This window comes from Candidatus Eisenbacteria bacterium, assembly GCA_016867715.1.
GTDB lineage: Bacteria > Orphanbacterota > Orphanbacteria > Orphanbacterales > Orphanbacteraceae > VGIW01.
Window position 1 is genome coordinate 1 of record VGIW01000091.1, and the last position, 13088, is coordinate 13088.

Sequence of the window (13088 nt, forward strand, 5' to 3'; positions counted from 1 at the left end):
AAGGGGGGAGGGATTGAAGGTTCTCACACGAACGATTCAGGAGTCGAGGAAGGCGGCGTTCGGTAAGACGATGTTCGGAAGGGTGCGGAGGATTCATCTGGTCGGCATCGGCGGGACCGGGATGAGTGGGATCGCGGAGATCCTCCTCAACCTCGGCTTCGAAGTGACCGGCTCCGACCTCCGGCGTACCGATGTGACCGAGCGCCTCGAGGGGCTCGGTGCGGAGATCGTCGAGGGGCACGAATCGGACCTCGTCTGCGAGGCGCACGTCGTCGTCGTCTCCTCCGCGATCCGAAAGGAGAACCCAGAGGTTCGGAAGGCGGCCGAGGCGGGGATCGCGGTCATCCCGCGCGCCGAGCTCCTCGCGGAGCTGATGCGCGTGAAGCGCGGCATCGCGATCGGCGGGGCGCACGGGAAGACGACGACCACGTGGCTCACCGCCCTCGTTCTCGCCGAAGCGGATCTCGATCCGACGATCGTCGTCGGGGGGCGCCTCAAGCAGCTCGGGACGAACGCGAAGCTCGGGGGGGGCGAGTTCCTCGTCGCGGAGGCGGACGAGAGCGACGGAACCTTCCTCATGCTTGCCCCCACGATCGCGGTCGCGACGAACATCGATAGGGAGCACCTGGACTTCTATCCGGATCTCGACGCGATCCGCGAGGCGTTTCTCCGCTTCCTGAACCGGGTCCCCTTCTTCGGCGTCGCGATCGTGAACGGGGACGATCCGGAGCTTCGCTCGCTTCTCCCGTCGATCGCGAGGCGGACGATGACCTACGGGATGGAGGAGAACGCCGAGGTGCGCGCGGAGAACCTCCGTCCCTCGGGGCGGTCGATCCGCTTCACGGTCCGCGCGCGCGGCGAGAAGCTCGGGGAGATCGCGCTTCACGTGCCCGGAAGGCACAACGTGCTGAACGCGCTCGCCGCCGTCTCGGTCGGCATCGAGCTCGAGATCCCCTTCGCGAAGATCGCATCCGGCCTCGAGAGCTTCCGCGGGATCCACCGCCGGCTCGAGGTGCGCGGAGAGCGCGCGGGACGGCTCGTGATCGACGACTACGGGCATCATCCGACCGAGGTGCGCGCGACTCTTCGCGCGCTCCGCGAGGCGTACCCCGGAAGGCGGCTCGTGGTCCTCTTCCAGCCCCACCGGTACACGCGGACAAGCGCGCTTCTCGCCGAGTTCGCGACCGCTTTCGAGGAGGCGCAACTCCTTTTTCTCCTAGACATTTACCCCGCCGGGGAGGTACCGGTCCCCGGTGTGGATTCGGGGCTGCTCGCGCGCGCGATCGCGGAGACCGGGAAGAAGAGCGCCGAGTGGATCCGCGACCGGAGGGAGGCTGCGGCCCGTCTCGCCGAGGCGAGCGCTTCCGGAGATCTCATCCTCACGCTCGGAGCGGGGGACGTGATTCGGCATGGGGACGAAATTCTTGAGGAGTTAAGCAAACGGGAAGGTCCGGAGGAAGGGAAGCGGGAGTGATCCTGGTGGCGCGCATGCGGAAGAAGGAGATCGAACAGAGGCTCGGCGAGATCGTGCGCGGGCGGATCGCGGCGGACGAGCCGATCGCATCTCATACCACGCTCGGCGTCGGCGGGCCCGCCGATTGGATGGTCTCTCCGCGAAGCGTCGAGGAGCTGCGCGGCGTGCTTCGTCTTCTCGCCGAGAACGAAGTGCCGCGCCTCGTCCTCGGGGGCGGGTCGGACATCGTCGTCCGGGACGGCGGCTTTCGCGGGGTTTGCATCGCGCTCGCGCGGAATCTCTCGGGCGCCACGATCGCCGGAGACCGGACGATCGAAGCGATGGCGGGGGAGACGCTCGCCTCGCTTCTCCGTCTCTCGCGCGAGGCTTCCCTCTCCGGGCTCGAGTTCACCGTGACGATTCCGGGAACGGTCGGCGGCGGGGTCGTCATGAACGTCGGCGCGTTCGGCTCTTCGTTCGCCGATCTCCTGGAGGCGATCACGGTCATCGACGGGACCGGGCACGAACGGACGATCGAGAGAGGAACGATCCGCGCCGCGTACCGCCGCATCGATCTTCCCGAGGGGGCGGTCGTCGTGCGGGCGCGTTTCCGCCTCGAGCCGGAAGCGCGCGATCGGATCGAGGAAGCGGTCGACCGAAACCGGGAGCATCGTCTGCGCACGCAGCCGCTCGGCGAGGCGAGCGCGGGCTGCATCTTCAAGAACCCGTCCCCCGCGGAGCCGGCCGGGCGTCTGATCGACCAAGCGGGCCTCAAGGGGCTCCGCTTCGGCGGCGCGTCGGTCTCGGCGCTTCATGCCAACTACATCGTCAACGACGGAACCGCGACCGCGCGCGACGTCCTCGCGCTGATCGAGGAAGTGCGCCGGCGGGTCCGCGAAACGCACGGCGTCGTGCTCGAGCCGGAAGTGCGGATCGTGGGGGATGAATGACGGCGCGAGCGGAACGGGCGAAGCGAAGGGCTTGGATCCGATGGGCGTCGGGGATTGCGCTCCTCGCGGTCGTGACGGCGCTCGCTTTCGGGATCGAGAAGGGGCGGCGCTGGCTTCTCGCCGACGGGCGTTTCCCCGTGACGGAAATTCGCGTCCTCGGGAACGAGCTTCTCTACGAGGGGGAAGTTCTCGCGACCGCCGGGGTCGAGAGGGGCGTGAACATCCTCACGGTCCGCGCGGGCGAGGTCGAGGGGCGTCTCCTCGCGTCGGGATGGATCCGCGAGGCGCGCGTGCGGAGGCGGCCGCCGGGGCGAGTTCTCGTCGAGATCGAAGAGCGCCGCCCGTGGCTTCTTCGTCCCGGAGAGCCGGCCGCATTCCTCGACCGCGAGGGGCGCGCCTTTCCCGCGATGGGGAAGGAGGAAACGCTCGACCTTCCGATCCTCGCCGATCGGTCGGGAGCCCCCCGCTCGGTCGTGGCGCGTCTCGCCGAGGCGTTTCCGCCGGGCGATCCGTGGTTCGCGGAGAACGTGCTCGAGGTCGCCGTGGACGCGCGCGGCTCGATCGTCCTTGTCGAGCGTACGCACGGCGCGCGCATCCGGTTCGGCGACTCCGGCTTCGTCGAGCGGGCGGCGCGCCTCCGTTCCGTGCTCGAGGAATGGGCGAAGACGGGAGAGGCGTACGAGGAGATCGACCTCCGGTACGAGGGGCAGGCGATCGCGCGAAGGCCGATTCCGCCGGCGGAGGCGGATGCGAAGGAATCGTCCGAGAAGGAAGAAGACTCAACGCGCAGGAAATCGGTTTAGGAGAAAAGGAATAGGCAGAAGCACCGGACCTCTTCGAGGACGTTAGGAGACGAGACGATGGCGGGAGACAACCTGATTACGGGGATCGACATCGGCACCACGAAGGTGTCCACCGTGATCGCCGAATGCGAACCCGGGAGGGTTCCGAAGATCATCGGCGTGGGGATGAGCCGCTCCGAGGGGGTGAAGCGCGGAGCGGTGGTGAACGTGGAGAAGACCGTCGAGGCGGTCATGCGCTCGGTCGAGGAGGCGGAGCGGATGGCCGGGACGAAGACGGAGCGCGCGTACGTCGGGATCGCCGGATCGCACATTCAGGGGATCATGAGCACCGCGGTGATCGCCGTCTCCCGCTCGGAGGACGAGATCACGGGCGAGGACCTCGGGCGCGTGCTCGAGCAGGCGCGGGCGATCCCGCTCTCCTCCGACCGCCGCATCCTTCATGTCCTTCCGATCGAGTTCGCCGTCGACGACCAGGACGGAATCCGCAACCCGGTCGGCATGTCCGGAGTCCGTCTCGAGGCGGCCGTCCACATCGTGACGGCGGCCGCGACCTCGGCGCGCAACGTCGAGAAATGCGTCCAGCGCGCCGGGCTCGAGGTGAAGGAGCTCGTGCTCGAGTCGTACGCGTCGAGCTTCTCGGTGCTCGAGGACGAGGAGAAGGAGCTCGGCGTTCTTCTCGTCGATCTCGGCGGCGGGACGACCGACTTCACGCTCTTTCTCGGGGGGACTCTCCGCTACACCGGGACGATCGGGCTCGGAGGCGAGAACGTGACGAGCGATCTGGCGATCGGTCTCCGAACGCCGCTCTCGGAAGCGGAGGATCTCAAGATCCGGCACGGCCACTCGATCGCCTCCCGCGTCTCCGCGGAGCGGGAGATCGAGATCCCCGGGATCGGCGGACGCGCGGACCGCGTCCTCTCGCACCAAGTCCTCTGTTCGATCATCGAGTCGCGCATGGAGGAGATCCTCGATCTCACCGGCCGCGAGGCCCGCAAGACCGAGGTTCTCGATCTGTTGGGGGGCGGGGTCGTGCTGACCGGCGGGTCGGCGCTTCTTCCGGGAGTCGCCGAGATGGCGGAGACGATTCTCGAGATGCCGGTGAAGATCGGCGCGCCGGTGCGGATCGGGGGCCTCGTGGACGAGGTGAGCTCGTCTCGATTCGCGACCGCCGTCGGGCTCGTGCAATACGGGTGGGCGAGGGAAGGCCGCGATCTCCGGCGGGGGAACGGCCGCGGAAACGGGATTCATCGCGTACGAAACATGCTTCGCGCGTTTGTCGATCAGTTCTGACCGAAGGGAGGGGAAGAAGGTGTTCGAGTTCGTGAACGAACAAGCGGAAGGCGCCCGGATCAAGGTGGTCGGCGTCGGAGGGGCCGGCGGAAACGCCGTGAACCGAATGGTCGGCGCCGGAGTGACCGGCGTCGACTTCGTGGCGCTCAACACGGACGCGCAGGCGCTCCAGATGTCGGAGGCCCCGTATCGGATCCAGATCGGGGAGAAGACGACGAGCGGACGAGGCTCCGGAGGCCTTCCGGAGGTGGGGCGGAAGGCGATCGAAGAGAGCCGCGAGATGCTCTACGACATGTTCGAGGGGGCGGAGATGGTCTTCGTGACCGGCGGGATGGGGGGCGGCACCGGAACCGGCGCCTCGCCCGTCGTCGCCGAGGTGGCGCGCGAGATCGGCGCGCTCACGGTCGGGGTCGTGACCAAGCCGTTCGAGTTCGAGGGGCGGCAGCGGATGCGGCACGCCGAAGAGGGGATCGCGGAGCTCCGCACGATGGTCGACACGCTCATCGTGATCCCGAACCAGAGGCTTCTCACGATCGCCGCGCACGACGTGACCTTCCTCGACGCCTTCGCGATGGCGGACGAGGTTCTCCTTCGCGCGACGCGCGGAATCTCGGAGCTGATCACGAAGCCGGCGCTCGTCAACCTCGACTTCGCGGACGTCAAGACGATCATGAAGAACATGGGGAACGCGATCATGGGGACCGGGACGGCCGGGGGAGAGGGACGCGCCACGCAGGCGACGAACCAGGCGATCTCGAGCCCGCTTCTCGAGGATGTCTCGATCGCCGGCGCGCGCGGGGTTCTCATCAGCGTGAGCGGCGGTCCCGACATGACGCTCCACGAGGTGAACGAGGCGGTCTCGATGGTCTGCGAAAGCGCCGGGTCGGACGCGCACATCATCTTCGGCGCGCTCGTCTCGGAGGAGTACCGGGGGGAGGTGCGGGTGACGGTCGTGGCGACCGGAATCGGCGCGCACGAGTCGCTCCGCCCGCGCGCGATCCCGTGCGAGAACCGGGTTCGGAAGCTCGAGCCGGTCGCGGAGATCCCCGATCTGCAGAGGCCGGCGATCTTCCGCCGCGAGGGGATGCTCGCCCGCTGGAAGACCCAGATGCGGCAGGCGAGGAGGCGGGACGAGGACGACGATCTCGATTCTCCGACCTTCCTTCGCGTGCAGGCGGACTAGCGTGCGGAAGAGGATCCCCGCGCCGCGCTCGCCGCGAGCGATCGGCCGGCCGCCTCTTCCGGTGGAGAGATGAACGAAGGATCGTGCGCCTTCCACGACGCCGAGAGCGGCGAATGGGCCGTCTTCCGCGATCCGATCCGAATCGTGGAGGCGCGGTCGATCGACGAGATCCTCCCCGCGCTCCGTCTCGTCGAGCGGAGCGTTGAGGAGGAGGGGCTCGCGGCGGCCGGTTACTTGAGCTATGAAGCGTCGACCGCGTTCGATCCGGGGCTTCGAACGCGGGGGCCCTCTCGGTTTCCCCTCCTTCGCTTCGGGATCTATCCGCGCGTCGAGGTCCTCGACCGTCCGCCCGCGGCGGGGCGGGAGGCCTTCGCCGCCGGACCGTGGGTTCCCGAGGTCGAACGAAGCGAGTACGACCGCGCGATCGCCCGCGTGAAGGACCGCCTCGAACGCGGGGACACCTACCAGGTCAACTACACGATGCGCCTCCGCGCCCCCTTTCGCGGCGACGACTACTCGTTCTTCCTCGCGCTCGCCGCCTCGCAAGGGGAGGCGTACGCCGCGTACATCGACGCCGGCTCCTTCGCCGTTTGCTCCGCATCCCCCGAGCTCTTCTTCCGGCTCGAAGGAGAGAGGATCCTCGCCCGGCCGATGAAGGGGACCGCTCCCCGCGGGCGCGTCTTCGCGGAAGACGAGGAGAGGGCCGCGAGGCTTCGCGGCTCGGAGAAGGAGCGGGCGGAGAACGTGATGATCGTCGACATGGTCCGGAACGATCTTGGAAAGATCGCCGTGCCGGGGAGCGTTCAAACGACGCGCCTCTTCGACGCCGAGAAGTACCCGACCGTTTGGCAGATGACCTCGACGGTCGAGGCGGAAACGCGCGCGTCGGTCGCCGAGATCCTCTCCGCTCTCTTCCCATCCGCCTCCGTGACCGGCGCGCCGAAGCGAAGCACGATGCGGATCATCGCCGAGATCGAGCGCTCGCCGCGGGAAGTCTACACCGGATCCATCGGGTTTCTTCGGCCGGGGCGCCGGGCGCTCTTCAACGTGGCGATCCGCACCGCCCTCGTCGATCGGACGAGGAACGAAGCGGAGTACGGGGCGGGGGGCGGGATCGTGTGGGACTCGACCGCGACCGCCGAGCACGAGGAGTGCCTCGCGAAGGCGAGGATCCTCTTCGAGGAGAGCCCATCCTTCTCCCTTCTCGAGACGCTCCTCCGCACCGAGGAAGGGTGGTTTCTTCTGGACCGCCACATGGAGCGGATGCGCGAATCGGCCGCCTACTTCGGGTTCCCGTTCGACGAGGCGCGGATCCGGCGCGAGCTCGAACGCTTTCCCTTCGATCCCGGCGCCGGTCCGATCCGCGCGCGTCTTCTCCTCGGGGCGGGAGGGGAGACGGCGATCGAGCGGGGCCCGCTCTCCCGGGACTCTTCTCCTGCCCTCCTCGGCCTCGCTCAGGAGCCGGTCGATCCGGAGAATCGCTTTCTGTATCATAAAACGACGCATCGAGCGATCTACGACCGGGCGAGGGCGTCCTGTCCCGCATGCGACGAGGTCCTTCTCTGGAACACCCGCGGAGAGGCGACCGAATCGTGCGCGGCGAACCTCGTGGCGGAGAGGGAGGGGCGCCTCGTCACGCCGCCGGTCGCGAGCGGCCTTCTTCCCGGGACGTTTCGGGCGGATCTCCTCGCGTGCGGCACGGTCGTCGAGGAACGCGTGCTCCTCGAGGAGCTGCCGCGCGCCACGCGTCTTTGGCTCGTGAACTCGGTCCGGAAATGGCGCGAGGCGCGTCTCTCCGAGAATGCGCTCCGCAGGGTTCGTGCGGGGGTTCCGGTTTCCGGATGAGCGCCTGCGCGGCGAGCCGCGGGGCGCGAGTCTTTCGTTCGCGAAAGGAGGTTCCTATGCGAGTCGTTCCCTCGGTCCTCATCGCCGCTCTTCTTCTCTCCGCGTCCCCACGGGACGCGCGTTCCGCGGACGCGATCCATCCGGGCGCGGTCGAGCTCCGGATGCGAGCCTCGGTCGCGCATGAGACGCTCGAGTACGACGACGAGGACGTCGGATCGAGAACCGACGCCGAGGCCGGGCTCGCCGCCGGCCTCTTCCTCACGCGCTGGTTCGAGCTCGGCGTCGGGTTCGGCTACAACTACACGAAGTTCGATCCCGAGGAGGGGACCGGCTCGTGGGATCGCTCCTCAATCGTGCTCGCCCCGGAGATCGTTCTGAACGCGCCGAGCGCGGGGCCGATCGTTCCATACGTCAGCGGAGGGGGCGGCGTCGTCTTCTACACGGGGGATTGGGCGGGGGACAAGACGGGGATGATCCTCCCGCGCGTCGAGGGGGGGATCCGTTGGTTCGCCGCGGAAGGAGCCGCGATTCACTTCGCGGGGGTCTACAGCCGCTGGACGAATCGGGATGGAGACGAGGACGCGGCGGCGACCCACTACGCCTTCATCGCGGGGATCTCGATCTTTCCGTAGGTGGAGAGGGGCGAGGGGAGGCGGAGGAAGACGACCCCGCTTCTCGCGCGAACCCCCCCTTCCTTCGCGCGGAAAGGGGCGCGCCTGGAACGCGCCCCTCTCGTGCGGAGTGGGATCGGGCGGCTAGGCCTTTCGGACCTTTCCCCCGCGGAGGCACCGGGTGCAGACGGTCCGGCGGCGGACGACGCCCTTCTCGATCACGCGAACCTTGTGCAGGTTCGGGTTGAAACGGCGCTTGGTGACGTTGTGGGCATGGCTGATTCGGCTGCCGAACTGGATGCCCTTGTCGCAGATCTCGCAATGACGGCCCATGATCCTCGCTCCTTGGGGATCTTCCGATCCCGAATGATCGAATGGAACTCTAGACAAAGAAGTAAAGCACGACCCGGGACCCGAGGCAAGCGGTTTTTGACTCGCGGTCAGTCCTTGTCCGACAGAAACTCGACCGGTGTTTTCTCGGCCGGGGCCCGGGGCAAGGGGGTGCCGGAAGAGACACCCCGAGCGCGCCGGACTCACGAAGCGGCGCCGAATCGGCAAGGCCCGGCGCGCTCGGGAACTCGCCGGTTCACCCCCTCGCCCCGCACCCCGGCGGTCGCGAAAGGAGCACACTTCTGACGGATTGCCGTCAACCCCCGTTCCTGTACTCCAAATCGACAAGCGTTTTGTAGATCCCGCCGGCGGCGAGGAGCTCCTCGTGCGTCCCCTCCTCGCGGATCCGCCCGCGATGGAGAACCACGATCCGGTCGACGTTCCGGATCGTCGAGAGGCGGTGCGCGACGACGAGCGAGGTTCTCTCCGCGAGAATCCGCTCGAGCGCCTTCTGGATCAGGGCCTCGGTCTCGCTGTCGATGTTCGAGGTCGCCTCGTCGAGGACGAAGATCTCCGGGTCGGCGGCGAGCGCCCGCGAGAAGGCGAGGAGCTGCTTCTCGCCTGCGGAGAGCCCGGCCCCCCGTTCGCGAAGGAGATGATCGTAGCCCCCCGGGAGGCGCTCGATGAAGCGCTCCGCGTTCGCGATCCGCGCCGCCTCGACCATTCTCTCCCTCGGGATCGACTCGTCCCCGAGCCGGATGTTCCTGTCGACGGTTCCGCTGAAGAGAAAGACGTCTTGGAGCACGGTGCCGATCCGTCTCCGGAGGTCGCCCGGATCCATCGAGCGGAGGTCGACGCCGTCGATGCGAATCGCGCCCGCGCCGACGTCGTAGAAACGCCCGAGAAGCGTGACGAGCGTGCTCTTCCCGGAGCCGGTCGCCCCGACGAGCGCGACGCGCTCCCCTCTCCGCACGGTGAGGTCGATGTCGCGGAGGACCGGATCGCCCCCGTCGTACGCGAACGAGACGTTCTCGAAGCGGATCGCCTCGCGGAGCGGCCCCGGCCGCGCCGGATGCTCGGGCGCGCGGATCTCCGGCTCCGTGTCGAGGAGATCGAAGATCCTTTCGGAGGAAGCCATCGCGCCCTGAAGGATGTTGTATTTCTCGGAAAGATCGCGGATCGGACGGAAGAACTGCGCGGTGTACTGGAGGAACGCCGCGAGGGCGCCGAAGGTGACCGTCCCCTCGAGGACCTCGGAGCCTCCCTTCCAGACGAGGAGCGCGACCGCCGCCGCCCCGATCACCTCGATGACCGGAAAGAAGACGGCGAAGTAGAAGACCGTGCGGAGATGGGCGAGAAGGTGGTCGCGGTTCCGATCGTCGAAGCGCGCGAAGCTCCGCCCTTCCGCGCCGAAGAGCTGGATCACCTGCATCCCGACGAGGCTCTCTTGAAGGTAGGCGTTCATCTTCGCGACGCGCGTCCGCACGTCGCGGAAGGCGTCCCTCACCTTGAGCCGGAAAACGAGGCTCGCGGCGAAGAGGAACGGGAGAACCGCGAAGAGCGTGAGGGCGAGGCGCGCGTCGAGGAGGAGCATCGCGGTGACGATCCCCGCGAGAAGGAAGACGTCGCCGAAGATCTCGACGACCCCCGCGGTGAAGAGCTCGTTCAGCGCCTCGATGTCCGACGTGACCCGCGTGAGGAGGCGCCCGACCGGGTTCTTCGAGAAGAAACGGAGCGACATCTTCTCGAGGTGGGCGAAGATCTCCATGCGGAGGTCGTACTGCACCTTCTGTCCGATGAGCTGCGTGATCCACACCTGGGCGTAACGGAGGGAGAACTCGAGCGCGAGAACGAGAAGGAAGAGAAGCCCCATGCGCGCGAGGATGCGGACCCTCTCCGCGCGCGCGATCCCCTCGGCGGCGATCGCGCGGTCGATCGCGATCTTGGTGAGATAGGGGCCGACGAGCGCGAGGCCGGAGAGGACGATGAGGAGAGCGACCGAGAGCACGACGCTTCCCCGGTACGGCCGGAGATAGCGGAGCAGGCGCTTGAGGAGCTCCCAGTCGAGCTTCTTCCGGACGATCTCCTCTTCGGGAAGGATCGGAAGCTCCGCGCTCATCAGTCGATCTCCTCGAGCTTCCTCGAGAGGAGCTGCTTCCGGTGGATGCGCGCGTAGGGGCCTTCCCGCGCCGCGAGCTCCGCGTGGGTCCCCTCCTCGGCGATGCGGCCGCCCTCGAGGACGACGATCCGGTCCGCGTCGCGCACGGCGGAGACGCGGTGCGAGACGATCACCGTGGTTCTTCCCTCGCGGAACGCGCGGAGCCCCTCCAGGATCTCTTCCTCCGTGCGAAGATCGACCGCGGAGAGGGCGTCGTCGAGGACGAGGATGCGCGGGCCGCGCGCGAGCGCGCGCGCGAGGGCGATCCGCTGCTTCTGCCCGCCGGAGAGAAGGACGCCCCGCTCCCCGACGACCGTGTCGTACCCGTTCGGAAAGAGCTTCGCGTCTTCATCGATCCGCGCGAGGCGGGCGACGCGCGCGAGGTCCTCGTCCGAGAGGTCGGGCGCGCCGTAGCGGATGTTCTCCGCGACGGTGAGCGAGAAGAGGAACGTCTCCTGCGGGACGTAGCCGATCGCTCCGCGGAGCCGTTCGAGGGGAAGATCCGCGAGCGGGACGCCGTCGAGGAGGAGGCGCCCCCCCGTCGGGTCGAGAAGGCGCGGGATGAGCCGGACGAGGCTCGTCTTGCCGGACCCGATCGGGCCGACGACGGCGGTCACCGATCCTTCCGGCATCGAAAGGTTGATGTTCGAAAGAATCGCCGTCCCGTTCGTCCCGAGAGAGACGTTCTCGAACCGGAGGGCGCCGCGCACCGGAGGAGCGTCCCGCCCCTCACCCGAGACGATCGCCGGCTTCTCGTCGAGGATGGCGCCGATTCGACCCATCGAGGCGGCCCCCCGCTGGACGAGGTTGAGGACCCAGCCGAGCGCGATCGCCGGCCAGGCGAGCATCGCGAGGTAGCTCGTGAACGCGACGAAGCCGCCGAGGGTGAGGCCGCCTCCGACGACGCGAAGCCCCCCGACCCAGAGGACGATCACGAGGGCGATCCCGGTGAGGAAGCTCATCACGGGGAAGAAGAGCCCCCACACCTTCACGAGATCCATGTTGCGGCGGATGAACTCGAGGTTGAGGCGGCGGAAGCGCTCGATCTCGTCCTTCTCGCGGACGAACGCCTTCACCACGCGGATCCCCGAGAGGTTCTCCTGGACGTGCGCCGTGAGGTCGGCGTACTGCTCCTGGATCCTCTCGAACCGGATGTGCATCGCCTTGCCGAGCCGGTTCACGACGATCGAGAGAAAGGGGAACGGGAGGAGAGAGAGGAGCGTGAGGCGGAGGTCGATCGAGATCATGAGCGCGAGCCCGAAGGCGAACGTGAAGAAGGTGTTCGCGAGATACATGATCGCCGGCCCGAGGAACATGCGAACCGCGTTCAGGTCGTTCGTCGCGCGCGCCATGAGGTCGCCGGTCCGGTTTCGCTCGTAGAACGCGGGGGAGAGTCTCTGGAGATGATCGAAGAGGTCGTTGCGGAGGTCGTACTCGATCCTGCGCGAGGCGCCGATCATGATCCGACGCATGAGGAATCGAAAGACCGCTTGGACGAGGGCGAGACCGAGGAGCGCGGCCGCGTAGGCGGCGAGAGGAAACGCGAGGGCGCCGGCGCGAAGGTCGTCGACCGCGCGTTTCAACACGAGCGGAGCGAGAAGCGTGAAGATGTTCGTGAGGAGAACGAAGAGCGTTCCCCACAAATACGATGCGCGGTACCGCGCGAGATAGGGGCGAAGCCGGAGAAGCTCCTTCACGGCGCGACGGCGATCTTGAGCGCCTCGCGGCGTTCCATCTTCTCGAACGCCCGGGCGAGCTCGGAAAGGGGGCGCGTCTCGGTGACGAGGACGCTCTCGTCGATCTCTCCGCGAACGAGGAGGTCGTACGCCGCCGCGACGTAGCGAGGCGTGTGGTGGAAGACCGAGAGGATCTTCTTCTCGTCGTAGTGGAGGGCGTGCGTGTCGATGCGGATCGCGGTCCCCGCCTCGCAGCCGCCGAAGAGGTTCACCTTCCCGCCACGCCGCGTGATCGCGATCGCCCGCTCCCAGATCTCCGGGAAGCCGACCGCCTCGATGACGACATCGACCCCGCGCCCGCGCGAGAGGCCGCGGACCGCCTCCTCAACGCGCGTCTCCTCCGAGACGTCGATCACGTGGTCTGCGCCGAGGCGCTTCGCCGCCTCGAGCTTCCAGCGGGTGCGCCCGAGCACGATCACCTCGGCGCCGACGAGCTTGATGAGCCGGACGAACATGAGGCCGATCGGTCCCGCGCCGATCACCGCCGCGACGTGGTCCATGCGGAATCCGGTCCGCTCGACCCCGTGCGCGACGCAGGCGAGCGGCTCGAGAAGCGCCATCCGCTCGAAGGGGACCCCTTCCGGGATCGTGTAGAGGTTCTGCCGGACGATCGGCTCGGGAACGAGGATGAACTCGGAGTAGGCTCCGTTCAGGAATTGAAGGTTTTCACATAAATTGTGCCGGTCGATCCGGCAGAAGTCGCATGCGTTGCACGGGGCGGAGTTCGCC

11 protein-coding genes are annotated in these 13088 nt (G+C 67.8%); 7 read left to right on the plus strand and 4 right to left on the minus strand.

The window, feature by feature from the left end; translation table 11 throughout:
* The first annotated feature begins 70 nt into the window (after positions 1-70).
* The 7 genes from FJY73_12065 (at position 71) to FJY73_12095 (ending at position 8156) form a co-directional block, all read left to right on the plus strand.
* Positions 71-1474 (plus strand): UDP-N-acetylmuramate--L-alanine ligase, encoded by a 1404-nt coding sequence (locus FJY73_12065; protein MBM3321401.1) that lies wholly within the window; start codon positions 71-73, stop codon positions 1472-1474.
* Positions 1471-2403, plus strand: coding sequence for a UDP-N-acetylmuramate dehydrogenase (murB, locus tag FJY73_12070; protein ID MBM3321402.1), 933 nt, complete (start codon positions 1471-1473; stop codon positions 2401-2403). The genes FJY73_12065 and murB overlap by 4 nt, the downstream gene beginning before the upstream one ends.
* Positions 2400-3206 carry an FtsQ-type POTRA domain-containing protein gene (locus tag FJY73_12075; GenBank protein MBM3321403.1) on the plus strand — a complete coding sequence of 269 codons (807 nt, stop codon included), beginning with the start codon at positions 2400-2402 and terminating at the stop codon, positions 3204-3206. The genes murB and FJY73_12075 overlap by 4 nt, the downstream gene beginning before the upstream one ends.
* Positions 3207-3263: 57 nt before the next feature.
* Positions 3264-4496, plus strand: coding sequence for a cell division protein FtsA (gene ftsA / locus FJY73_12080; protein MBM3321404.1), 1233 nt, complete (start codon positions 3264-3266; stop codon positions 4494-4496).
* Between the two features lie 19 nt (positions 4497-4515).
* On the plus strand, positions 4516-5679 hold the full coding sequence (gene ftsZ, locus FJY73_12085; GenBank protein ID MBM3321405.1) for a cell division protein FtsZ: 1164 nt from the start codon (positions 4516-4518) through the stop codon (positions 5677-5679).
* Between the two features lie 69 nt (positions 5680-5748).
* Complete coding sequence (gene pabB, locus FJY73_12090; protein MBM3321406.1) at positions 5749-7524, plus strand: aminodeoxychorismate synthase component I; 1776 nt, start codon at positions 5749-5751, stop codon at positions 7522-7524.
* Between the two features lie 56 nt (positions 7525-7580).
* Positions 7581-8156: a hypothetical protein gene (locus FJY73_12095; protein ID MBM3321407.1), complete on the plus strand. Its 576-nt coding sequence runs from the start codon at positions 7581-7583 to the stop codon at positions 8154-8156.
* A gap of 123 nt (positions 8157-8279) precedes the next feature.
* On the opposite strand, the gene FJY73_12100 is transcribed toward FJY73_12095, so the two are convergent.
* From FJY73_12100 to FJY73_12115, 4 genes are all read right to left on the minus strand, one after another.
* Positions 8280-8468, minus strand: a complete 189-nt coding sequence (locus tag FJY73_12100; protein ID MBM3321408.1) for a 50S ribosomal protein L28 — start codon at positions 8466-8468, stop codon at positions 8280-8282.
* 313 nt (positions 8469-8781) lie between these two features.
* Positions 8782-10584: an ABC transporter ATP-binding protein gene (locus tag FJY73_12105; GenBank protein ID MBM3321409.1), complete on the minus strand. Its 1803-nt coding sequence runs from the start codon at positions 10582-10584 to the stop codon at positions 8782-8784.
* Positions 10584-12320: an ABC transporter ATP-binding protein gene (locus FJY73_12110; protein MBM3321410.1), complete on the minus strand. Its 1737-nt coding sequence runs from the start codon at positions 12318-12320 to the stop codon at positions 10584-10586. The genes FJY73_12105 and FJY73_12110 overlap by 1 nt, the downstream gene beginning before the upstream one ends.
* On the minus strand, positions 12317-13088 hold a 772-nt coding region (locus FJY73_12115), incomplete at its 5' end, for a zinc-binding dehydrogenase (protein ID MBM3321411.1). The genes FJY73_12115 and FJY73_12110, both read right to left, overlap by 4 nt.

Excerpts from the sequence above, each read along its gene's own strand:
- FJY73_12065 (MBM3321401.1), top strand. The coding sequence starts at position 71 with ATGTTCGGAAGGGTGCGGAGGATTCATCTGGTCGGCATCGGCGGGACC.
- FJY73_12075 (MBM3321403.1), top strand. The coding sequence starts at position 2,400 with ATGACGGCGCGAGCGGAACGGGCGAAGCGAAGGGCTTGGATCCGATGG.
- ftsA (MBM3321404.1), top strand. The coding sequence starts at position 3,264 with ATGGCGGGAGACAACCTGATTACGGGGATCGACATCGGCACCACGAAG.
- pabB (MBM3321406.1), top strand. The coding sequence starts at position 5,749 with ATGAACGAAGGATCGTGCGCCTTCCACGACGCCGAGAGCGGCGAATGG.
- FJY73_12095 (MBM3321407.1), top strand. The coding sequence starts at position 7,581 with ATGCGAGTCGTTCCCTCGGTCCTCATCGCCGCTCTTCTTCTCTCCGCG.
- FJY73_12100 (MBM3321408.1), bottom strand. The coding sequence starts at position 8,468 with ATGGGCCGTCATTGCGAGATCTGCGACAAGGGCATCCAGTTCGGCAGC.
- FJY73_12105 (MBM3321409.1), bottom strand. The coding sequence starts at position 10,584 with ATGAGCGCGGAGCTTCCGATCCTTCCCGAAGAGGAGATCGTCCGGAAG.